This window comes from Rhizobium sp. SAFR-030 (assembly GCF_059415005.1).
On sequence record NZ_JBPFDO010000007.1, the window covers coordinates 125298 to 147034 of the forward strand.

The following is a 21737-nucleotide window of genomic DNA, read 5'->3' on the forward strand; positions in this document are numbered from 1 at the left end:
TCCGGGACCGCCCTCAGGCGGCCTGATCTGCACGAAGCGTGCTTATCAGAATGCCGGCGGTCTCGACGGACGAGCCGGGGTTCTGGCCGGTGATCAGCAGGCCGTCCTGGAGCGCGTAGGAGGACCAGTCCGCGCCGCTGGAATAGACGCCGCCGTTCTGCTTCAGCATGTCCTCGACGAGGAAAGGCACGACGTTTGTCAGGCCGACGCCGTCTTCTTCCGTATTCTTGAAGCCGGTGACTTGCTTGCCCTGAACCAGAGGGCTTCCGTCGATCGCCTTGACGTGGCGCAAGACGCCCGGGGCGTGGCAGACGAAGGCGACCGGCTTGCCCGACTGGTACAGGGCTTCGATCAGCGCGATCGAGCTCTTGTCTTCCGCCAGATCCCACAGAGGACCATGGCCGCCGGGATAGAAGACAGCGTCAAAATCATCAGGCGAAATCGAAGCGAGCGGCACGGTTGAAGCGAGCACAGCCTGTGCTGCAGGATCGGCATGAAAGCGCCGCGTCTGCTCCGTCTGGAAGCCTGGCTCGTCGCTCTTCGGGTCGAGCGGCGGCTGCCCACCCTTCGGCGATGCGACGGTGACATGGGCGCCGGCTTCGAGGAAGGCGTAGTAGGGGGCGGCAAACTCCTCCAGCCAGAAGCCGGTCTTGCGGCCCGTGTCTCCAAGCTGGTCATGCGAGGTGAGAACCATCAGGATGTTCATTTGGCTGATCCTTTCGATCTGTCCGACTGTTCGGATGAAGTGATCATGCCTGTCGGCGTTGTATTTCTGAAATTTATCTTCTTGATTTCAGATATGCGCTTGGCAATATGGCTCGATGAAGTACGATCTGAACCTGCTGCCTGTCTTCCTGACCATGATGGACGAGCGCAATGTCACGCGCGCGGCCGAGCGACTGGGGATGACGCAGCCGGCTCTCTCCAATGCCCTCAATCGTCTTCGCGAGACGCTGCGCGATCCGCTGTTCATCCGCGAGCGCTACGGCATGAGGCCGACGCAGATGGCCGAAGAGCTTGCGCCGGTCGTTCGTACAGCACTTTCGAGCCTCGACGAGGCGATTGGTGGCCAGCAGACATTCGATCCCGCGCTGGCAACCCGGCAGTTTACCATCGCGCCCAACAGCTATGTCGAATTCGTGCTGATGCCGTTGATCGTCGCGCGGCTGCGGGAGCTTGCGCCGGGGATCAGGCTGCGCCTCACCCCCTTCGGCAACGACCTGGTCGAAACTGGCGCCGTTTCAGGCGCAACAGAGATGGTGCTTGGCAGGATCGTCGATCCTCCTGACAATATGGTCGTGCAGCATCTCATGGACGATGGGCTGGCCTGCGTGGTGCGCAAGGATCATCCGGAGGTCGGTGACAGCCTGTCGCAGGAGCAGTATGAACACATGAAGCACGTCAACGTGCTTCCGCCCGGTCGGATGCGGGCGGGCCTGCATCAGGCGCTTCAGCAGCAGGGACTGAAGCGTGACGTTGCCGTCTCGGTGACGCATTTTCTGGCCGTCCCGGAGATGGTCGCCGTCAGCGATTACTGCGCGACTTTGCCACGCCTGATCTGCCAGCGCCTGGCGCGGGACGAAAGGTTGAAGGTGCTGCCGGCACCGGTCGATCTGGGTACGTTTCCGGTCGAGCTTGCCTGGCATGTCCGCTACCGCAGCGACCCGGCACATCGATGGCTGCGCTCCTTGATCGCCGACGTGGCGAAGGAGCATGATCTTCCTCTGTCAGCGGATCAGGCATAATTGCGGCTGCACATGCGGCGGCGGCAACGAGGTCCATCTAACCCAGACTTCCAGCAAAACGCTCGGCATATCTTTCCCGCTGAAACGCTTCGGCGATGAAGTCGACGAACACGCGGGTCTTTGAGGGAAGCATGGTCCGGTTGGCGTAGTAGATCGAGATAGGGCCAGCATCTGCCCACCATCCTGGCAGAAGCCGGATGAGTTCTCCTCGCTCCAGATAGGGCAGGGCGTCCGGCTTGGCGATCATCGTGACGCCAAGCCCGAGCAGCGCCGCCGCCCGCATGGCGGCGGGATCGTTGACCACCAGCGTCTGCTTGAGGTCGACCGACTGCTCAAGCCCATCGACATTGCGCATCTGGCGCTGGGTAATGCGACCGGTGCGCAACGACCTCATGACGATGCCGTCCAGACCGGTCAGCCCGGCGGGATCCGCCGGTGTCGGCCGCATGCGCATGTAGGCAGGCGAGGCGACCGCGACGAGATGCGCGGGCGCAAGCGTACGCGACACGATGCCCTGGGCGAGATCGAAGCCGCCGCCGATCGCGGCGTCATAGCCTTCCGCGACCAGATCCACCGGCCGGTTCTCGAACATCCATTCCGGACGGATCAGCGGATACCGCGTCATGAACTCCGGCAGCATTGGCAGAATATAGGCTATGCCGAAGGTCGGCCCCATACTGATCTTCAAGACGCCGGCGGGCTGGTGGCTGTCGCTGGACGCCTCGGCCATCGCCGTCTGGAGATTTTCCAGGCTGTCGCGAACAGAGAGCAGCAGGCGTTCCCCGGCCTCCGTCATTGTCAGGCTGCGCGTACTGCGCTGGAAGAGGCGCGTGCCAAGAGCAGCCTCCAGTGCCGCGACATTGCGGCTGACCGCGGCGGGTGTGAGACCGAGATGTCGAGCCGCGGCGGAGAACCCGCCAAGCTCGGCGCTTCGTACGAAGGAATGCAAGTTGGAGAGACTGTCCATGGGGCGCCTTCAAGCTTTGCTTGAAGGTCATACCGCGGATTCACCGCTAATCAAGAAGCAATAAACGATCCATCTTCACTCCATGAACGGAAGCGGAGTGAGGACGGATGTCATTCAGCCCGGTGCCATCAACGGGCATGGATGCTGAAGAAGGGGTCTTCGCGGAGACGCTGAAGAACCTCGCTGTCGCGTTCCCCGTCGGTCCGGACGCCGGCTACATCACCGGCGCCACGCTCACGGTCGATGGCAGTCCGCCTGGATCTTGCCCCTAACCAGAACTGAAAAGGAGAACCACCATGACAAGTATCGGTATCATCGGCGCCGGCAACATAGGCGCAGCCTTCGCAAGAGCGCTTGCACGCAACGGCATCGCAGCGACGATCGCCAATAGCCGTGGCCCGGAGAGCCTCTCCGGCCTGGCTGCTGAGCTCGAACCATACATTTCGGCCGGATCGATCCAGGCAGCAGCGCGGGCCGACATCGTCCTCATTGCCGTGCCTTGGTCGAAGCTTCAGGCCGCCCTGTCGGGCTTGCCTCATTGGGATGGCCGGATTGTCATTGATGCGAACAACCCGATCGAAGCACCGCTGTTCAAGCCGGCGGAGCTGAACGGGCGTCTGTCGACGGAGATCGTGACCGGTCTCGTGCCTGGCGCACGCGTGGTGAAGGCCTTCAACCACCTGTCTCCGGCTCTCGTCGCGGCAGACCCGCGCGCGGAAGGCGGAGCGCGCGTGTTGTTCTATTCCGGCGATGATGCAGCGGCCAAGGCGGACGTGGCGGCGCTGATCGGCAGGCTCGGATTTGCGGGGATTGATCTCGGCCCGATCTCGATCGGTGGAAAGCTCACACAATTTCCCGGCGGGGCGCTGCCGGCGATCAACTTCGTGAAATTCGCCTGAAGCCCGCCGCTGGAGATCAAGCCATGGCCAACGATCCAATCTCGATCGCGAATTCCTTCTTCGGTCACTGGACCGCCAACCGCATTGACGACGCACTGGCATTGCTTGCCGACGATGTCCTCTACGACAATGTGCCGTTCCCCGATATCGTCGGCCGGGAAAATGTCCGCAAGTTCCACCATGACTTCGGCGTCGGGACGTCCTTCACCGTCGACTGGGCCGTGACCCACATTGCAGCAACGGGCAATGTCGTACTCAATGAGCGGGTGGATATCTTCAGGCATGCGAGCGGCGGCATGATCACGCTGCCGGTCATGGGAACGCTCACCATCGAAGACGGCTCTATCAAGGTGTGGCGCGACTACTTTGATCCGGCTGACTTCGACAGGCAGCTCGCTGGGCTGACGAGGTAACGAGCAAGCAGGCGCCGCCCATCCGGATGGATCCTTCTGTCCCGAGAGAGCGGGGTTCAGCGCTGAATCCTTACCTCGATCGTCTGGCTATCCATGCTGTGCGACGGCGTCACGCGCTCGCCCAAGTAACAACGCCATTGTTGCAGTGAGCGCAATGGAATGCGGAGGATCAATGCAATTGCGGTTCGGGGGTTCAGCTGCGACTATCTCCCTATCAGACGGACACAACGTCACCTGATGGCACCTGATGAACATAGCAGGAGAGGCACCATGACCGAGAATTCCTACCCCCTGAGCCGCCGCACCGTCCTGCTCTCTGGAGCTGCAGCGGCCACAGCAATCGTATTTCCGACCACTTTCGCGCAAGCAGCATCCGCTGCCGCAAACCCTGATGAAGGAACCAGGACGATGGGCACGATCACGACAAACGACGGCGTTCAAATCTTCTACAAGGATTGGGGTTCGAAGGACGCTCAACCGATCATGTTCCATCATGGCTGGCCGCTCTCGTCAGACGACTGGGATGCGCAGATGCTGTTCTTCGTCGCCAAGGGTTATCGCGTCATTGCCCATGACCGTCGTGGTCACGGCCGCTCTGCCCAGGTATCGGACGGTCACGACATGGACCACTACGCTGCGGACGCCTTTGCCGTCGTCGAGGCGCTCGATCTCAGGAACGTCGTCCACATCGGCCATTCCACCGGTGGCGGCGAGGTTGCACGCTATGTGGCCAAGCACGGTCAGCCATCCGGGCGCGTCGCCAAGGCAGTACTGGTCAGCGCCGTGCCGCCGCTGATGCTGAAGACGGCGTCCAACCCTGGTGGCCTGCCGATGGAAGTTTTCGATGGTATCCGCCAAGGCGTTGCCGAGAACCGCGCGCAGTTGTTCATCGATTTCCCGACAGGCCCCTTCTATGGGTTCAATCGGCCCGATGCGACGGTCTATCCCGGCGTCATCCAGAATTGGTGGCGGCAGGGCATGATGGGCAGCGCCAAGGCTCACTACGATGGTATCAAGGCATTTTCCGAGACAGACCAGACGGAAGACTTGAAGGCGATCACTGTTCCGGTTCTGGTGATGCATGGCGACGACGACCAGGTTGTTCCCATCGAAAATGCCGGGAAGCTGTCCGTCAAGCTCGTCAAGAACGGCACGCTGAAGGTCTATCCCGGCTATCCGCACGGCATGCTGACAACCCATGCAGATGTCTTGAATGCGGACCTGCTGACCTTCATTCAAAGCTAAACCTCCCCAAGGCGGATGGCCGCGACAGGTGACTGTCGCGGCCATCCTTGATCCTTGCTTCAACGTTTGAGACCATGATGCAGCTGACCTGCGAGCTTGTTGCCCTGACGATCAGGGACATCCGTGACGATGGACCCGAGCCGGGCTGGACGCCGCTGTCCGACAAGGAGCTGGATGCGATCGTCGACCGCATCGAAGGCGAGGCGGGTAACGATCCCCTGCTGATCTTCGCCTATGGTTCGCTGATCTGGAACCCGGAGTTTGAGCCGGTCGGTCGGCACCGTGCCACGGCTTACGGATGGCACAGGTCCTTTTCCCTCAGAATCGAGCGGTGGCGGGCAACCAGCGACGCGCCGGGCTTGATGATGGCGCTGGAGCGCGGCGGTCAATGCGACGGGATCGTGTTCGAGCTTTCGGCCGAGCGGCGGCGTCAAGATCTACGCGCGCTCGTTGCGCGCGAGATCAAATATCGGGAGGTGAAGGACATGGTGCGGTGGCTGTCCGTCCGGACCGAACATGGCACCCGCAGGGCGCTCACCTTCTGGGCGAGCACCAAGCGGCTCGGTCTGACCAGTCCGCTGCCTGCAGAACAGGCATCCTCACTGATCGCAGCGGCCTGCGGCCAGGGAGGCTCCTGCGCCGAGTATCTTCACAAGACGATCGTCGACCTTCAGGCGGAGGGTATACGCGACCGCAATTTGTGGCGCCTGCAAGCCCTGGTCGCCGCGGACATCATCGCGCGCAAAAGGGCATGAGATCGGGCTCCATCAAGTGCTCGTGGCAGGCTTTCGGAGGCCGTCTCAATCGAGCATGACCATATGCGACGCCACCTGTTCTTCGAAGAACTTTGAGAATGAGGCAATGCGGGGCGGCAGCGCCTGGTATGGCGGATAGTAGAGCGTCAACCAGAGATCCGGCGGCGCCCAACCCGGCAGGATGTGAACCAGCCGTCCTGTCCTCAGGTGCTCTGAAATGTGAAATCCCGGCAGCATCGCGACACCGGCGCCATCGGCGGCCATACCAGCGAGAACCTCGCCACTATTGGCACTGAACGCCTGTCCGGCCGGGATTGTCATGCTCGCCCCGCCGTCCGACAGAACCCAGTTCTCCTGCCGGCTCTCACCGCTATAGGCAAGGCAGTCGGCAGGCTTCAGTTCGCTTGGATGCTGCATGTCGACGAACCGGCTTCCTGGTGCTGCAACGAGAATGCGCGGGACGACGCGGATCTTGCGCCAGATCGTGAACTTGTCCGATGGCTGGGAGGAGATGCGGATCGCCAGGTCATAATCGTCATCGACAATGTTCACGAGACCGTCCGACAGCGAAATCTCGAAGCTCATCTTCGGGTAGAGCTCGCGGAAGCCGGACAAGATCGGTTGCAGCACCGCCTTGCCGAACCAGGTCGGCGCGCTGATCCTCAGACGGCCCTGGTCGGCCTTGTGGGCGTTGCGGACATCCTTGCGGGCGCTTTCGAGCGCCTCCACCGCCGGCTGGATCTGAGCGGCGAAAACCGCACCATCCGTCGTCAGCGATACCTGTCGTGTGGTTCGAACGAAAAGCTGAACACCGAGGTCATCCTCCAATGCCGCGATTGCGCGCGTCACGGCGGCGGCCGTCATGTTCAGTTCGCGCGCGACCTGCGCGAAATTGCGTTTCTCGGCAGCCAGCAGGAAGGTTTTCAGGACTTTGTAGTCGTTCATCTCAATTGTTTCACCGAGAGCAATTCATTCGACAGCAATATTGCAATTCTGCAGCGCGATCAACCTGGCTAAATCTATGTCCAACGAAACGCAACGACAGCGCAGAAAGACAAAGGCCATGATCAAGGATATCAAAGGACTGCATCACATCACCTCCATGGCGTCTGATGCACGGCAGAACAACAGGTTCTTCACCGAAACGCTCGGCCTTCGCCGCGTGAAGAAGACCGTCAACTTCGACGATCCGAGCGTCTACCATCTCTATTACGGTGATGAAGACGGCACGCCCGGCACGGTCATGACCTATTTTCCCTTCCCGAACATGATGCCAAACCGTCCGGGCGTCGGCGAAGTTGGCGAAACGCAATTTGCGGTTCCCAAGGGTGCGCTTTCCTTCTGGAAGGATCGCTTTGTGGCGCAAGGCGTCGGCGGGATCGCCAGCGATACCGTGTTTGGCGCCAACCGCCTGCGGTTCGATGGTCCTGACGGCGACGGGTTCGCTCTGGTCGAAACGGCTGACGACACCCGTTCCGCCTGGACCGGGGAAGGCGTGCCCGAGGATGTTGCCATCCGCGGCTTTTCCGGAGCGCGCTTCAACCTGCACGAGACGGCTGCCACCGCAGAGCTTCTCGGCTTCATGGGGTATGAGCGGGCCGCGACGGAAGGCGATGTCACCCGGTTCATCATTCCCGGCGGCAATGGTGCCGATACGATCGACCTGGCTGCCCTGCCAAAGACGCCATTTGCCCGGCAGGGCGCCGGCTCCGTTCATCACATCGCTTTTGCGGTCGACAATCGGGAAAAGCAGCTCGAGGTGCGCAAGGCGCTGATGGATACGGGCTACCAGGTGACCCCGGTGATCGACCGCGATTACTTCTGGGCGATCTATTTCCGCACGCCGGGCGGCATCCTGTTCGAGATCGCCACCAATGAACCCGGGTTCAACCGGGATGAAGACACGGCGCATCTCGGTGAGGCACTGAAACTGCCGAGCCGCTATGAAAACTTCCGCGATGAGATCGAGGCAAATCTCGAGCCGCTCGCTGCATAGAGAGACCCTCTAGCCCGAACGACGAACCCGTCCTTGGACACGGCTGCCTGCACTGGGCAGCCGACCGCCGGAGGCTGGCCGCCGAGCGGCACGTTCCCCGCGTCTTTCCCGAATTTTCTCGCTGTAGCTCTGACGGCCGAGCGCCTGAAGGCCAGCACGCCTCAAACGATCAAGGAGATTGATCATGGAAATGTCTTCATCGCACAAAGCCACCGCTGTTCTCGTTCACGGTGCATGGGCCGACGGTTCCAGCTGGCGCCGGGTCATCCGGTTGCTTCTGGGGAAGGGCATTGATGTCGTCGCGGTCCAGAACCCGACCACCTCGCTGGCCGATGACGTTGCTGCCACGCAGTTGGTGCTCGATGCAATCAAGGGACCGGTCGTGCTGGTCGGCCATAGCTGGGGCGGTACCGTCATCACGGAAGCTGGTACCGATCCGAAGGTGAAAGCCCTGGTCTACGTCGCTGCCTTCGCCCCGGACACTGGACAATCAACCGGTGATCAGGTGGGTGCTCACGAAGCCCCTCCGGGCCTCGGCGGCGTCACCGATATCGGCAACGGCAAGCTGATGATGAGTGTCGAAAGCTGGATCACCAACGTCGCTCAGGACCTTCCAGAAAGCGAGGCGAGACTTCTTGCCGCCGTGCAGACGCCGCTTGGCCTGCCAACCTTCAATGACAAGGTGACCCAAACGGCCTGGTCGGACAGACCGACATTCTACGTCGTCTCCAGCGAGGACCGTGCGGTCAACGTCGAGTTGCAACGTCAGCTCGCCGTCAAAATGAAGGCAAGGACAACCGAGCTTCAAGCGAGCCACATGTCGTTGCTTTCAGTGCCGGCAGCGGTGGCCGAGGTGATCTCCGACGCAGTGATGAGCGTGTCTGACGAGCGCGCCGCGGTCTGACAGCCTGCGGGTTCATCCGGTTCGTCTTCGGGTGTCGGTCGGCGGGTACGGCGCAAATGATCATCCGCCAAACTCGCCACCGCTCGAGCTGCAGACAGCTGATTTGAACAAGACCAGCAGTGCCCGTTGTGGTGAGTTTCGCAGCGATCGATCCGGAACTGACCCTCACGAAATGGTCACTCGCAGAGACATGAACAATGCCGCGATAATTGCCGAAACTGCAATGCAATGAGAATTAATGTTGCAATTCTATGAGGTGCAAAAGTGCTCTAGGTTTCATGTCAGCAGTCGAGACAAGGTGTTGACGAGACATCGAGTTCGGACCTGCCACACGCCGCCCTTCACGCGCGCCAGGACATAGTTTCCGGCTGCTCGACCAACCTGCCGCATCGACGCGGTCCAAACAGCCAGAGAGGAACTGACAATGTCCAAGCTCGAAGTCCTGACCCCCGCCAACAGCCAGCTCATTTTCATCGACCAGCAGCCGCAGATGGCATTTGGCGTCCAGTCCATCGATCGCCAGACCTTGAAGAACAACGTCGTCGGACTCGCCAAGGCCGCCAAGATCTTCAACATTCCGACGACCATCACCACCGTCGAAACCGAGAGCTTCTCCGGCAACACCTTTCCGGAACTTCTGGCAGTCTATCCGGACAATGACATCCTCGAGCGGACTTCGATGAACTCGTGGGATGACCAGAACGTCCGTGATGCGCTCGCCAGGAATGCAGCGGCCGGCCGCAAGAAGATCGTCGTCTCCGGCCTCTGGACGGAAGTCTGCAACACGACCTTCGCGCTCTCCGCTCTTCATGACGTTCCCGACTACGAGATCTACATGGTCGCCGATGCATCCGGCGGCACCTCATCCGATGCCCACAAATACGCGATGGACCGCATGGTCCAGGCTGGCGTCATTCCCGTCACCTGGCAGCAGGTTCTGCTCGAATGGCAGCGCGACTGGGCTCGGAAGGAAACCTACGATGCGGTGACCGCCCTGGTGAAGGAACATTCCGGCGCCTACGGCATGGGCATCGATTACGCGGTGACGCACGTCCATGGCGGCCAGGAACGCGTCACGCATGGCAAGCGCATCGGCCCGAACCCTGCAAAGTAAGCCTGATAGACCGCTCCGATCGTTCATCGGAGCGGCTTCCATCTCTCCAGGAGGTTTCCCATGAAAATCTATCTTCTGTCTCTCGGCGCCGGATTGCTCGTCGGCATCGTCTACAGCCTGCTCAATGTTCGCTCGCCGGCGCCGCCGGTCATCGCGCTTGTCGGCCTGCTGGGCATTCTCGTCGGCGAACAGATCATTCCGCTTGCCAAGTCGTTTTGGAGCAAGGAGGCTGCAACCGTTTCCTGGCTTCACCAGGTGAAGCCACATATGTTCGGCCATTTGCCGAAGGGTGCCAAGCCTGCCGAGATTGCCCGCCGCACGGAAACGAAGGCGCAGGAGCGGAGCTGATGACGACGCGTCGGACCTTCATCGGAGCAGCCTCAAGCCTGGCAATCTCCAACCTCTTCTCGCGGGCTCATGCCGCCGATCCCAACCAGACCGGAGTAGACACCATGCATCCAGATCTGATCCTCCATAACGGACGCTTCACGACCCTTGACCGCACCAGGCCGACCGCAACCGCCGTTGCCGTCAAGGACGGACTGTTTCTGGAGGTCGGCGCCGATAGCGACATCATGGCTCTGGCAGGAGCCGACACGAAGATCATCGATCTCAAGGGAAAGCGCGTTCTGCCCGGCCTGATCGACAATCATACCCACGTCATTCGCGGTGGGCTCAATTACAACATGGAGCTGCGCTGGGACGGCGTCCGCTCACTGGCAGACGCGATGGATATGCTCAAGCGGCAGGTGGCGATCACGCCGGCCCCTCAATGGGTGCGCGTCGTTGGCGGTTTCACGGAGCATCAGTTCGCCGAAAAGCGCCTGCCGACGATCGAGGAGATCAACGCGATCGCACCTGATACGCCGGTCTTCCTGCTGCACCTCTATGACCGGGCGCTGTTGAACGGCGCGGCGCTTCGCGCCGTGGGTTACACGCGCGATACGCCCAATCCGCCCGGTGGCGAGATTACCCGCGATGCCAACGGCAATCCAACGGGTCTGCTGCTCGCCAGGCCGAACGCTGGAATTCTGTATTCGACGCTCGCGAAGGGGCCGAAGCTTCCCATCGACTACCAGGTCAACTCGACCCGTCATTTCATGCGCGAACTGAACCGCCTGGGCATTACTGGCGTCATCGATGCCGGCGGTGGTTTCCAGAACTATCCGGACGATTACGAAGTCATCCAGAAATTGTCAGACGAAGGCCAGATGACGGTCCGGCTTGCCTACAACCTGTTCACCCAGAAACCCAAGCAGGAAAAGGAGGATTTCCTCAACTGGACGTCGTCCGTCAAATACAAGCAGGGCAACGACTATTTCCGTCACAACGGGGCAGGGGAGATGCTTGTCTTTTCCGCAGCCGACTTCGAGGACTTCCGTCAACCTCGCCCGGAAATGGCCCCGGAAATGGAGGGCGAACTCGAGGAAGTGGTGCGGGTTCTGGCCGAGAACCGTTGGCCGTGGCGTTTGCACGCGACCTATGACGAGACGATCTCGCGCGCGCTCGACGTCTTCGAGAAGGTCAACAAGGATATTCCGCTCGAAGGCCTGAACTGGTTCTTCGATCACGCGGAAACCATCTCCGACCGTTCGATCGACCGTATTGCAGCGCTCGGCGGCGGTATCGCCACGCAGCATCGCATGGCCTATCAGGGCGAATATTTTGCCGAGCGTTACGGCCACGGCGTTGCCGAAGCCACCCCGCCAATCGCCAGGATGCTGGACAAGGGCGTCCATGTATCGGCCGGCACGGATGCCACCCGCGTGGCCTCCTACAATCCCTGGGTCTCGCTGTCCTGGATGGTGACCGGCAAGACCGTGGGCGGCATGCAGCTCTACCCACGCGCCAACTGCCTCGACCGCGAGACGGCGCTGCGGATGTGGACCGAAAAGGTGACATGGTTCTCCAACGAGGAAGGCAAGAAGGGCCGTATCGAGAAGGGCCAGTTCGCCGATCTCATCGTGCCGGACAAGGATTTCTTCGCCTGCGCAGAGGACGAAATCTCGTTCCTGACTTCGGAACTGACCATGGTCGGCGGCAAGATCGTCTTTGGAGCGGGTGACTTCAAAACACTCGACGAAAACGACGTACCCCCGGCAATGCCCGACTGGTCGCCGGTGCGCAAGTTCGGCGGTTATGCAGCATGGGGCGAACCTGAGGGTGCAGGTGCCCGCTCGCTGCGCCGCACGGCGATCTCGACCTGCGGCTGCGCGATCGATTGCGGCGTGCATGGTCACGACCATGCGGGAGCCTGGACATCGAAGCTGCCGATCGCCGATCTGAAGGGCTTCTTCGGCGCTCTCGGCTGCTCCTGCTGGGCGGTTTAGAACCCACGCCAACTCGGGCGGCTCTACCGCCCGAGTTTCTCACGGTTACAGAAACCGCAACTATATAGCAATTATTGATGCAATTGCTGGGTGGTCGATAGCCAGCCAATATCGCTCCATCAAACACCACGCCCGATCAGATCGGCGATCATCAAGGAGCAGATATGACCCAACCATCCGCACGATCGAATCCAGCCCTGAGTGCCCTGGCCCATGTCGTCAGCTCTCCTGTCGCGCGAACGCTCTCGCTGCTCGCTCTCTGCGCGGCATATATCCAGGGGCCGCTCACCAAGATCTTCGACTTCAATGGCGCGCTTGCCGAGATGGATCATTTTGGTCTCCACCCGGCCGCCGTCTTTGCAGTCACCGTCATCGCCTTCGAGCTTGCAGCCTCGGCGATGGTGGTTTCGGGCTTCCTGCGGTGGGCAGGCGCACTGGCGCTGGCAGGGTTTACGCTTTTCGCAACTCTTCTTGCCCTTCGCTTCTGGGAAATGGCGCCCGGCATGGACCGCATGATGGCGACCAACGCCTTCTTCGAACACCTCGGTCTGGCGGGCGCGTTTGTCTTCGTCGCCGCATTCGATCTCACCAAGGGGGCAGGCAAATGAGTGCGACAAAAACCTCCGGGGGCACTTTTGCCCCTCTCGCACAGCCCGTCTTCGCGGTCCTGTGGATTGCAACGGTTCTCGGCAACACCGGAAGCTTTATGCGCGATGTTGCCAGCTCCTGGCTGATGACCGACCTTTCGGCATCGCCGGCGGCAGTCGCCATGGTTCAGGCTGCGGGAACTCTTCCCATCTTCCTGCTCGCCATTCCATCCGGCGTTCTGACCGACATCCTGGATCGCCGCAAATTCCTGATCGCGGTCCAGTTGCTGCTCGCATCGGTGAGTATCTCGCTCATGGTCCTGTCTCACACCGGAATGCTGTCAGTCAGCGCCCTGATCGGCCTGACCTTCCTTGGCGGTATTGGTGCCGCGCTGATGGGACCCACCTGGCAGGCGATCGTCCCGGAACTGGTAAAGCGGGAGGATGTCAAAAGCGCCGTTGCGCTCAACTCGCTCGGCATCAACATTGCCCGCTCTATCGGACCTGCCGCCGGAGGGCTTCTTCTGGCTGCCTTCGGGGCCGGCATCACCTACGGCGCGGACGTCGCAAGCTATCTCTTCGTCATCGCCGCGCTGGTCTGGTGGCCGCGCGCCAAGAATGCCAATGATGCACTTCAAGAGAACTTCTTCGGTGCGTTCCGCGCTGGTCTCCGCTATACGCGCTCAAGCAGGCCGTTGCATGTCGTGCTTCTGCGGGCTGCAGTCTTCTTCGCATTTGCCAGTGCGGTCTGGGCTCTTCTTCCGCTCGTTGCGCGACAATTGCTCGGTGGTGATGCCAGCTTCTACGGCATCCTGCTTGGTGCGGTCGGCGCAGGCGCGATCGGCGGCGCACTCGTCATGCCAAAGCTACGCGAACGCCTTACCTCGGACGGTCTGCTTCTCGGCGCAGCACTGGTCACAGCGGCCGTCATGGGCATCCTCTCTCTCGCCCCGCCGAAGATCGTGGCCTTTGTCGCTCTTCTCTTTCTCGGCGGTGCCTGGATCACCGCACTGACGACGCTTAATGGTGCAGCGCAGTCGGTGCTTCCAAACTGGGTGCGCGGTCGCGGCCTTGCCGTCTATCTGACGGTCTTCAACGGCGCGATGACTGCCGGCAGCCTCGGCTGGGGTGCGGTTGGCGAAGCGGTTGGAATACAGACGACCTTGCTTATCGGTGCATTCGGCTTGCTCATTGCGGGGTTGATCATGCACCGGGTCAAGCTTCCGGCTGGAGACGCAGACATGGTTCCGTCCAACCACTGGCCAGAGCCGCTGGTCGCCGAACCTGTTGCCCATGACCGCGGTCCGGTTCTCATCCTGATCGAGTACAGGGTCGAGAAAGAGCATCGCTCAGCCTTCCTGCGCGCCATTGCCCACCTCTCTCATGAACGCCGCCGCGATGGCGCTTATGGTTGGGGTATCACCGAAGATTCCGCGGATCCGGAAAAAATCGTCGAGTGGTTCATGGTGGAATCCTGGGCTGAGCACCTTCGCCAGCACAAGCGCGTGTCGAATGCCGACGCCGACCTGCAGGGCAAGGTTCTCGCCTACCACACGGGCGCAGAAAAACCCGTCGTTCGCCATTTCCTCACGATCAACAGGCCGGGAGCGGCTTGAGCGGGATGCAACAGACAGGGCGGCTTTGGCGCCCTGGACACCATGCCGTTCGAAGCAGGCCGCGGCTCCCAGGCTAGAATCTCGCGGCTCGCCGCCATGCCGCCGGGGTCACGCCTACGAAGGATTTGAACATCCGCGTAAAATGGCTCTGGTCGGCAAAGCCGCACATGACCGCGATCTCGGCGATGGCAGAGTCGGTTTGCGCGAGCAGGGACTTGGATCGCTCGACCCGGTGGCGCAGTATCCATCGGTACGGCGGGTCACCGGTCGACTGCTTGAAGGCCCGTACGAAATAGCTCACCGAGAGTCCGCATAATGCGGCAAGGTCTTTCAGAGAGACCTCGTCAGCCGCCAGGGACACCATAGCGTCCGTGGCGCGACGGAGTTGCCATGGGGCGAGCATGCCGAGTTTTTCGCTTTTCGGGCGAAAGCCGCCGAAGGCCTGGGCAAAATACGTATTGGCCGCGAGCATTACCTGCTCGGCGTAGATCGTGCCGATCTCATGAGGACGCTCCAGAGCAGGAAGCAGGGCGTTGCCGAGGTGCCAGACGGTTTCGTCGAACACGCCACCGAGCTTGCAGTGGAGCTGGCCGATCCTCGGACTGCCTCGTTCGTAGGCAAGTTCGTCGAGGGTTTTCTGCGAGACAACGAATATCAGGTTGTCGAAAGGACTGAGCAGGTTCGCCACGGGCTTTTCGGCGTGATTGACGATGCTCGTGCTGCGCGCCGCATAGGAGCCACGGTGGACGCATTTGCCGTCCATGTAGAGCTCTCTGTGGGTCTGCTCGCGAAGTTGCAAAAGAACCGCGAACGTGGTCCCAAGGCCGTGGTCCAGAGGAGGAGGGAGGGCAGCGGGTCCGTGTCCAGGCGTGTCGCGTCTAATCCGCGAAACCAGAAGACGGGTCTTTCTGGGGCCGGCGGTCAGAAGTTGCGTGATTTCATCCGCCCTGAAGTGGCTGACAAAGCTTTGCCTGAACGCTGCGTCGGAATGCAAATCTGCCTGCCCACATCCGGATTTGGCGTTATTCCCCTGCCAAGTTTGCCCACTGTAGTTGAGGTGGACGTCAAGTAAAGCTCGGCCTCCGGGCTGATTTGAAGGTTTCTGCTGTCCTTTATCCAATACCTCCGTCGCGACACGAAGCTGGTCAGCGGACGCATGTTTCCGACTACGGACGCCTGAAAGGTTCAAGCCTCAGCACCTCGCTCTTCTCACCATGCCAGGGCAACTGGAGGCACGATGATGAAACGACTTCTCCTGGCGACCGGCGCGTTCGCCGCGCTTTGCAGTCCCTCATGGGCCGTCGACCTGGACTTTCCGGCAACGTTCGAGGCACAGGAAATCAAGACCAACGGCACGACGATCCACGTTCGGTCCGGCGGAAAAGGGCCTGCGGTCATCCTGATCCACGGGTATGGCGATACCGGCGACATGTGGGTGCCGCTGGCCGAGGACCTGATGCGCGACCACACGGTGATCGTTCCCGATCTCCGTGGAATGGGATTGTCGGCCGTCGCCACCGAAGGCTTCCGGAAGGTCAACCAGGCCGAAGATATCGCGGGCGTTCTCGACGCGCTCAACATCAAGCAGGCAGATGTCGTTGGTCACGACATCGGAAACATGGTTGCCTACGCTTTCGCAAAGGCGCATCCCGATCGAACCAAACGGCTGGTTGTCATGGACGCTCCGGTCCCCGGGATCGGCCCATGGGAAGAAGTCTTGAAGAACCCGTTGCTGTGGCATTTCCGTTTCGGCGGACCTGACATGGAGCGACTGGTGGCGGGTCGGGAACGGATCTACCTCGATCGCTTCTGGAACGAGTTTTCGGCAGACCCGTCGCGCTTCACCGAAGCCTCGCGTGTTCATTATGCGGACCTCTATTCCAGGCCCGGACGTATGCATGCAGGCTTCATGCAGTTTGCCGCATTCGACCAAGACGCGATCGACAACCGGGCGGCGCTCGAAAAGGGTCGTCTGGAGATGCCGGTACTCGCGGTCGGCGGCGACCACTCCTTCGGAACAACCATGGCCTTCGTGATGCGCTTCGCCGCTGACGATGTCCGTCAGGTGGTGATCCCCGCATCCGGACACTGGCTGATGGAAGAGCAGCCTGAGGCGACCGTCGCTGCCATTCGCGCCTTCCTCGACAGGCAGCCCGCGCAGGACTGAAGCGAATGCGGTCGACCTCGGGCGAGGTCGCCGCCCCACGCAAAAGGAGCGCGCCAAGACGTCACTCGCCAAACCGCGAGACCCAATCAAAGACAATCTGCTGATCCCGCGAAACGCCGCCATCGTCATCATCGACTTCCAGCCCGTCCAGGTGTCGTCCATCGCTTCCAGACCGAAGCGAGAACTGGTCGCGAACATCACAGCCCTGGCCAGGATCGCCAAGCTTTACGAGATGCCGGTGGTGCTTCCGACGGTGAACGTCAACACCGGCCGCAACCAGCCAACCACCCATCAGATCACCGATGTCTTGGTGACTTGAAGCGATCGACCGCACGTCGATCATGCCTGGAGGACGAGGACTTCAACAGGGCGGTGAAGGCTACGGAACGCCCTAAGCTCATCATGGCGGCGCTTTGGACCGAAGTGTGCCTGGTGCATCCGGCGCTCGACGCGATCAGCGAGGGCTTCGAGGTCTACCCTGTTGTCGACTGTGTCGGTGGCACCTCACAAAAGCCGCACGATCTCGAGGTGAAGCGGCTTGTGCAAGTCGGCGCGAAACCCGTATCGTGGGTGCAGGTAATCTGCGAGGTCCAGCGGGACTGGAACCGCGAGGACACAGTACCTGGATTCTCGGAAATCCTCTTCACAGTCGTGGGTCACTGACGGGAGCCAATATGAAGATCGACCTTGCAGGAAAAACTGCCCTCGTGACGGGATCGACCGAAGGCATCGGCTATGCCATCGCGCGTCAGCTAGGGAAGTCGGGTGCCACGGTGGTAATCAACGGTAGATCCGAAACGAAGACCGCGGACGCTGTCAGGCGGCTTGGTGCCGAACTATCATCCACGTCCGTTACCGGGATAGCCGCAGACGTTTCGACCTCGGAGGGGTGCACCACGCTGGTCGCCCGTGTCCCACGTGTCGATATCCTGATCAACAACGCAGGCGTCTTCCAGCCTGTCGATTTCTTCGAGGCGGCGGACGAGGTGTGGGACCGTCACTGGCAGGTGAACGTCATGTCGGGCGTCAGGCTTGCGAGAGCCTACCTACCGGGTATGCGGGATTGTGACTGGGGGCGGGTAATCTTCCTTTCTTCCGAGTCGGGCTTCAACATCCCTGTGGAGATGATCCACTACGGCGTCACGAAGATCGCAGACGTTGCGGTCGCCAGAGGCCTTGCCAAGCGAATGGCAGGTACGGGCGTCACCGTAAACTCGGTATTACCGGGTCCCACGCTTTCCGAGGGTGTCGAAGCCATGCTCGCGGAAGAGCAGTCGAAATCCGGGTTGCCGATCGAGGAGGTAGCCGCCGCCTTCGTGAGACAGCACCGGTCAACCTCGATTATCCAGCGTGCAGCGAGCGTGGAAGAGGTGGCGAATCTGGTCACATATCTTGCCTCGCCCTTTGCTTCGGCCACGACCGGAGCGTCCGTCCGTGTCGACGGCGGTGTCATCGACACGCTCTGAAACCCCAGTCTGAGGCGCCAGAATATGCTGATAAAAGCCGTGAGACATTGTCTTCGGCTCCTTCCGCGTTTTTCGGCGCATGGGGCCGCCGAAGGTAATCGAACCGACCAGCTTTCTGCCGTACGAACATCAGAACGGAAGAACAGCGAACCTGACGGAACGGCCGCAGCGAACCCGGTGACTGATAATGAAAACAAGACGATAGAAGTATGGTTGTCGGCGCTCGCCTTGCCGATGCTCATCTTAATTGGCGCTCAGATCGATACAACCTCTAAACCTTCGATCGGCGGAGGAGGCTACAATCTTGGGCCGTTTTTGTATTCCTGGCTGCTGGTCCTTGTCACGGTTCTCTGGTCGTTCTGCACCTTGGCGGCCGCCTTGTTGTATCGAGATCGGGATTCGTCCAGACAGGCGCTTATCCTGACAGCGGTCGGGACGACAGCTCTGGCCGTGGTCTTGCTTTTCTACCGAGACAACCTCTCGTAGATTTCAGGTTCCAGATGCGTGCGGGTCATGAGATGCGCGCCCTACGCAATCATGCTGTTCTAGATCGTCAACGGTCTCTGGTTCACCGTGAGCGGCAAGGTAGGATGAAGCAGCATTTTCTGCCATCCACTCAAGCCGGTTAAATGGCCTCCCATGCATTTCGAGGCTCTCCCATCACGCTGGGTTGCCGCGGATATGGAAACAGTCGTCGCATGGTTCAGCAGATGCGCGAACTCCTCGACTAAATCTGCGCGCGCGCCACGTCGGCGATCGGGTGGAGGTCCTCGTGAGGGATCGATCCGACGAGGCTGAAGCCCATGCCGTTCTTCGCCCAACTCCAGCCCTGCACATCGCCATTCTTGCTGGCGACCATCGGCTTGTTCTGGTCGACCGCCATTCGACGGGTCAGCATGACAAGCCGGCTGCCCCTGTCGTCGTCATACATCAGCATGAAGCCGTTACCATGCGCCGTCGGAATCACACGACCGCCCATCAGGCGGTAGCCAGCCTTGGTCAGGTCGGGGATGGCGGCAACGCGTCCGAGCGTCATCGCAGCAAACTGCTGAAGCGTGTCGCTTCCATCGGCTCTCACCTCGACGGGACGCAGGCGGTCGCCGGCGAAAGCTCCGTAGCTGGCGGAGGCTTCTTGCGCCAGTGCTGCAACGCCTTCCGTGGGAGGAAGTGCGTAACCCTTCATCATCCAGCCGCCCGTGGCGCCAACCGCCAGCAGCAAGACGGCAGCCGCAGCGAGGCGAAACGCGTGTGGCCGGCGGGCCGGCAGGCGCGCCGCGACGATGGTCTGGAGGTTGAGCCTCGACGGCACGGGCTCTCGAGCCACAGGATCCAACGCGGCGCGCAACGCCTTCGCATGGGTCCGGTCGGATGATACGCGTGCTGCAGCCTCGGAATTCGTCAGAAGATAATCGGAAACGTCACGGTGTCGCTCGGCATCGAGAACGTCGTCAACATAGGCCTGAATGTCGTCTTCGGTGATCGGCTTCATGGTCATTTCACCCTCCTGATATACGCGCCGCCGGCTGACGTTTCCGTCGGTCTCCCCTCGAGGATGGTCCTCAACTGTTCCCGCGCACGCGACAGTCGCGACATCACGGTGCCCAGCGGTATTTCCAGCACCTTCGCAGCCTCGGCGTAGGAGAGATCTTCGACCGAGATAAGCAGCAGAATGCTGCGATGATCCGGGGGCAGGCGGTCGATCGCCGCCATCACCTCGTGCCCGTACACGGTTTCCTCCTGCGTTGCAGCCCCGGCGCCCAAGGCTTCGGGCGCGTCCTCGATGGGCACGGAACTACCACGCCTGGCCTCCTGGCGCAGTCTGTTGACAGCCAGATTGTGCAGGATGGAGAACACCCAGGGTCGCGGATTTTCATCGCGGCGCCGGCTCCAGTTGAGAACGACCCGTTCGAGGCAGTCCTGAACGATATCATCTGCCCCTTCCTGATCCCTGATCAGGCCACGAGCGTAACGCCGCAGTGCGGGGATCATCGGTTCTACCTGAGCAAGCAGATCATCCATTTCAAGAACTCCTGGGAGGACAGCCCGTTGTGATACGGGCTGTCCTAAAGGGTCAATTTACTGACTGCACCTGCAGGATCCGGCCCGGCTTGCCGTCTTCGACCGAGGCTACCACGAGATAGCGACGCTCGTCCTTGTGCTTTGCCTGCACAATCTGCCGGATAGGACCCACCGCGTTCACAAGAGCCGAGCCTGCCGGGTTCGTCATGAAGTTCGACAAACCTTCCAACGAGCCGCTGCCGTCAGCCTTGTCGGACAGCGCCAGCACGTACATCTTCTTCGGCTCCAGTCCCGTAACAGAGGCCTGTAGGACCTGGGTCAGTCCCTGCTCGAACAGAGTGACCGTGGAGGGCGTGTTGTCCTTTCCGCTCTTTGCCGACAGCGTCAGGTGTGCGGCTTCGCCCGCCTTGCCCAGCGGCACCAGGTTCGCCAGGCCATCTCCTTCCGGTACCGCGTTCGGCACATAGGCGACAGCCTGCGGTGCCTGGCCGATCGGGATGTTAGCGATGACCTTGTTGGTCAGCGTGTCGATGACGGCGAACTCGTCCGCATTCTCCAGTCCGACATAGACGCGGGTGCCGTCACCCGACGGCCAAATGCCGTGCGGCAGGTTGCCGACCGGGATCGTCGCGACCTGCTCGAAGTCATCCGTCCGGAAGACTTTCACCTCGTTGAGGCCACCGACGGTGACATAGGCGAAGCTGCCGTTCTTGTTGGTCACGAGATTGACGTGGTTGGTGATCGGGCCGGTGTCGATGGTCTTGATCAGATCGAAAGGTGCCTGCGCATTGAAGACCTGCGTCTTGCCGACATCCTTCAGCGTAAACCAAACCTGGCGGCCATCCGGCGATGCGGCGATGTTCGGGCAGAACGGGCTTGCCTGCTTCACATGGCCGACGATCTGGTGATCGGCGACATTCACGACCACTGTTTCCGGATTGAAGGACGAGCAGATGTAGCCGAGCTTGCCGTCCGGCGAGAAGATCTGCATGCCGGGCCCGCCGGGCACCTTGATCTGCGCCTTCTCCTCGAAGGTGCGGGCGTCGATGACCGAGATATAGTCTTCGCCGCGAACGGTGACCCAGACGTCCCTCCCATCCGGCGTGAAGAACGGCTCATGGGGCGAGCGGCCGATATAGGTCGTGTGCTCCACGGCATTGGTGGCAGTATCGATGAAACTTACCGAGTTAGAGCCGATCGAGACCACCGCCAGCGTCTTGTGGTCGGGCGAGAAGCCCATGCCGTGGACGAGCACCTGACCTCTGTATAGTGGCGAAAGATTGCCCGGCTGGGGATCACCGAGCTTGATGACGCCGAGAAGCTTGTTGGTAGAAGGGTCGGTGACGGAGACGGTGTTCGAAAACTGTTCAGCTGCGTAGATGCGGTCCTTGCTGCTGATCGCGATGTCGGGATCAGATGCGGCGACGGGCACCTGCCCTGCAAGTGCGGAGAAAGGCAATAGCATGCTGCCCGCCAGAAGGCTGGCGGCAAAAGACTTGCGGATGTTCATTGTG

At 61.0% G+C, this 21737-nt stretch carries 22 protein-coding genes and 1 pseudogene; 16 read left to right on the top strand and 7 right to left on the bottom strand.

Annotated elements, in window-relative coordinates; all coding sequences use genetic code 11:
- Positions 1 to 13: 13 nt before the first annotated feature.
- Complete coding sequence (locus tag ACR65N_RS20335; RefSeq protein WP_440458484.1) at positions 14 to 706, bottom strand: type 1 glutamine amidotransferase domain-containing protein; 693 nt, start codon at positions 704 to 706, stop codon at positions 14 to 16.
- Positions 707 to 821: 115 nt separating this feature from the next.
- Between ACR65N_RS20335 and ACR65N_RS20340 the strand changes: the two genes are divergently transcribed.
- Positions 822 to 1745, top strand: a complete 924-nt coding sequence (locus ACR65N_RS20340) for a LysR family transcriptional regulator (RefSeq protein ID WP_440458485.1) — start codon at positions 822 to 824, stop codon at positions 1743 to 1745.
- A gap of 37 nt (positions 1746 to 1782) precedes the next feature.
- On the opposite strand, the gene ACR65N_RS20345 is transcribed toward ACR65N_RS20340, so the two are convergent.
- A complete protein-coding gene (locus ACR65N_RS20345) occupies positions 1783 to 2712 on the bottom strand; it encodes a LysR family transcriptional regulator (protein WP_440458486.1) in 930 nt (309 codons plus the stop codon).
- A gap of 296 nt (positions 2713 to 3008) precedes the next feature.
- Between ACR65N_RS20345 and ACR65N_RS20350 the strand changes: the two genes are divergently transcribed.
- The 4 genes from ACR65N_RS20350 (at position 3009) to ACR65N_RS20365 (ending at position 6024) form a co-directional block, all read left to right on the top strand.
- Complete coding sequence (locus ACR65N_RS20350) at positions 3009 to 3611, top strand: NADPH-dependent F420 reductase (RefSeq protein WP_440458487.1); 603 nt, start codon at positions 3009 to 3011, stop codon at positions 3609 to 3611.
- 23 nt (positions 3612 to 3634) lie between these two features.
- Positions 3635 to 4024: a limonene-1,2-epoxide hydrolase family protein gene (locus ACR65N_RS20355; protein ID WP_440458488.1), complete on the top strand. Its 390-nt coding sequence runs from the start codon at positions 3635 to 3637 to the stop codon at positions 4022 to 4024.
- Between the two features lie 408 nt (positions 4025 to 4432).
- On the top strand, positions 4433 to 5269 hold the full coding sequence (locus ACR65N_RS20360) for an alpha/beta fold hydrolase (RefSeq protein WP_440458489.1): 837 nt from the start codon (positions 4433 to 4435) through the stop codon (positions 5267 to 5269).
- A 77-nt stretch (positions 5270 to 5346) separates the two neighbouring features.
- Positions 5347 to 6024 (top strand): gamma-glutamylcyclotransferase, encoded by a 678-nt coding sequence (locus ACR65N_RS20365; protein ID WP_440458565.1) that lies wholly within the window; start codon positions 5347 to 5349, stop codon positions 6022 to 6024.
- A gap of 45 nt (positions 6025 to 6069) precedes the next feature.
- On the opposite strand, the gene ACR65N_RS20370 is transcribed toward ACR65N_RS20365, so the two are convergent.
- Positions 6070 to 6969, bottom strand: coding sequence for a LysR family transcriptional regulator (locus ACR65N_RS20370; protein WP_440458490.1), 900 nt, complete (start codon positions 6967 to 6969; stop codon positions 6070 to 6072).
- A gap of 118 nt (positions 6970 to 7087) precedes the next feature.
- Between ACR65N_RS20370 and ACR65N_RS20375 the strand changes: the two genes are divergently transcribed.
- The 7 genes from ACR65N_RS20375 to ACR65N_RS20405 all read left to right on the top strand — a co-directional run bounded on the left by ACR65N_RS20375 (position 7088) and on the right by ACR65N_RS20405 (position 14571).
- Positions 7088 to 8020: a VOC family protein gene (locus tag ACR65N_RS20375; protein ID WP_440458491.1), complete on the top strand. Its 933-nt coding sequence runs from the start codon at positions 7088 to 7090 to the stop codon at positions 8018 to 8020.
- 184 nt (positions 8021 to 8204) lie between these two features.
- Positions 8205 to 8924, top strand: a complete 720-nt coding sequence (locus ACR65N_RS20380) for an alpha/beta hydrolase (protein ID WP_440458566.1) — start codon at positions 8205 to 8207, stop codon at positions 8922 to 8924.
- A gap of 424 nt (positions 8925 to 9348) precedes the next feature.
- On the top strand, positions 9349 to 10038 hold the full coding sequence (locus ACR65N_RS20385; RefSeq protein ID WP_440458492.1) for a hydrolase: 690 nt from the start codon (positions 9349 to 9351) through the stop codon (positions 10036 to 10038).
- Positions 10039 to 10098: 60 nt separating this feature from the next.
- A complete protein-coding gene (locus ACR65N_RS20390) occupies positions 10099 to 10386 on the top strand; it encodes a XapX domain-containing protein (RefSeq protein WP_440458493.1) in 288 nt (95 codons plus the stop codon).
- Entirely contained in the window at positions 10386 to 12368 is a 1983-nt protein-coding gene (locus tag ACR65N_RS20395) for an amidohydrolase (RefSeq protein ID WP_440458494.1), read from the top strand. The genes ACR65N_RS20390 and ACR65N_RS20395 overlap by 1 nt, the downstream gene beginning before the upstream one ends.
- A gap of 164 nt (positions 12369 to 12532) precedes the next feature.
- Positions 12533 to 12976 carry a DoxX family protein gene (locus ACR65N_RS20400; protein WP_440458495.1) on the top strand — a complete coding sequence of 148 codons (444 nt, stop codon included), beginning with the start codon at positions 12533 to 12535 and terminating at the stop codon, positions 12974 to 12976.
- Complete coding sequence (locus ACR65N_RS20405) at positions 12973 to 14571, top strand: MFS transporter (RefSeq protein WP_440458496.1); 1599 nt, start codon at positions 12973 to 12975, stop codon at positions 14569 to 14571. Before ACR65N_RS20400 ends, ACR65N_RS20405 begins: the two co-directional genes overlap by 4 nt.
- A gap of 73 nt (positions 14572 to 14644) precedes the next feature.
- Here ACR65N_RS20405 and ACR65N_RS20410 read toward each other — a convergent pair whose 3' ends face one another.
- Positions 14645 to 15334 (bottom strand): helix-turn-helix domain-containing protein, encoded by a 690-nt coding sequence (locus ACR65N_RS20410; protein WP_440458497.1) that lies wholly within the window; start codon positions 15332 to 15334, stop codon positions 14645 to 14647.
- Positions 15335 to 15808: 474 nt separating this feature from the next.
- Between ACR65N_RS20410 and ACR65N_RS20415 the strand changes: the two genes are divergently transcribed.
- The 4 genes and pseudogenes from ACR65N_RS20415 to ACR65N_RS20430 all read left to right on the top strand — a co-directional run bounded on the left by ACR65N_RS20415 (position 15809) and on the right by ACR65N_RS20430 (position 18690).
- The gene (locus ACR65N_RS20415) at positions 15809 to 16738 is read left to right on the top strand and encodes an alpha/beta fold hydrolase (protein WP_440458498.1); all 930 of its coding nucleotides are present in this window, start codon (positions 15809 to 15811) and stop codon (positions 16736 to 16738) included.
- A 171-nt stretch (positions 16739 to 16909) separates the two neighbouring features.
- Positions 16910 to 17401 (top strand): annotated as a pseudogene (locus ACR65N_RS20420) (isochorismatase family protein); the annotation flags it as partial.
- Between the two features lie 11 nt (positions 17402 to 17412).
- The gene (locus tag ACR65N_RS20425; RefSeq protein ID WP_440458499.1) at positions 17413 to 18204 is read left to right on the top strand and encodes an SDR family NAD(P)-dependent oxidoreductase; all 792 of its coding nucleotides are present in this window, start codon (positions 17413 to 17415) and stop codon (positions 18202 to 18204) included.
- Positions 18205 to 18228: 24 nt separating this feature from the next.
- A complete protein-coding gene (locus tag ACR65N_RS20430) occupies positions 18229 to 18690 on the top strand; it encodes a hypothetical protein (protein ID WP_440458500.1) in 462 nt (153 codons plus the stop codon).
- Positions 18691 to 18931: 241 nt separating this feature from the next.
- On the opposite strand, the gene ACR65N_RS20435 is transcribed toward ACR65N_RS20430, so the two are convergent.
- The 3 genes from ACR65N_RS20435 to ACR65N_RS20445 are packed head-to-tail and all read right to left on the bottom strand — an operon-like array spanning position 18932 to position 21733.
- A complete protein-coding gene (locus ACR65N_RS20435; RefSeq protein ID WP_440458501.1) occupies positions 18932 to 19699 on the bottom strand; it encodes an anti-sigma factor family protein in 768 nt (255 codons plus the stop codon).
- A complete protein-coding gene (locus ACR65N_RS20440) occupies positions 19696 to 20223 on the bottom strand; it encodes an RNA polymerase sigma factor (protein ID WP_440458502.1) in 528 nt (175 codons plus the stop codon). The genes ACR65N_RS20435 and ACR65N_RS20440 overlap by 4 nt, the downstream gene beginning before the upstream one ends.
- A 52-nt stretch (positions 20224 to 20275) precedes the next feature.
- Positions 20276 to 21733 (bottom strand): YncE family protein, encoded by a 1458-nt coding sequence (locus ACR65N_RS20445; protein ID WP_440458503.1) that lies wholly within the window; start codon positions 21731 to 21733, stop codon positions 20276 to 20278.
- Positions 21734 to 21737: the final 4 nt, after the last annotated feature.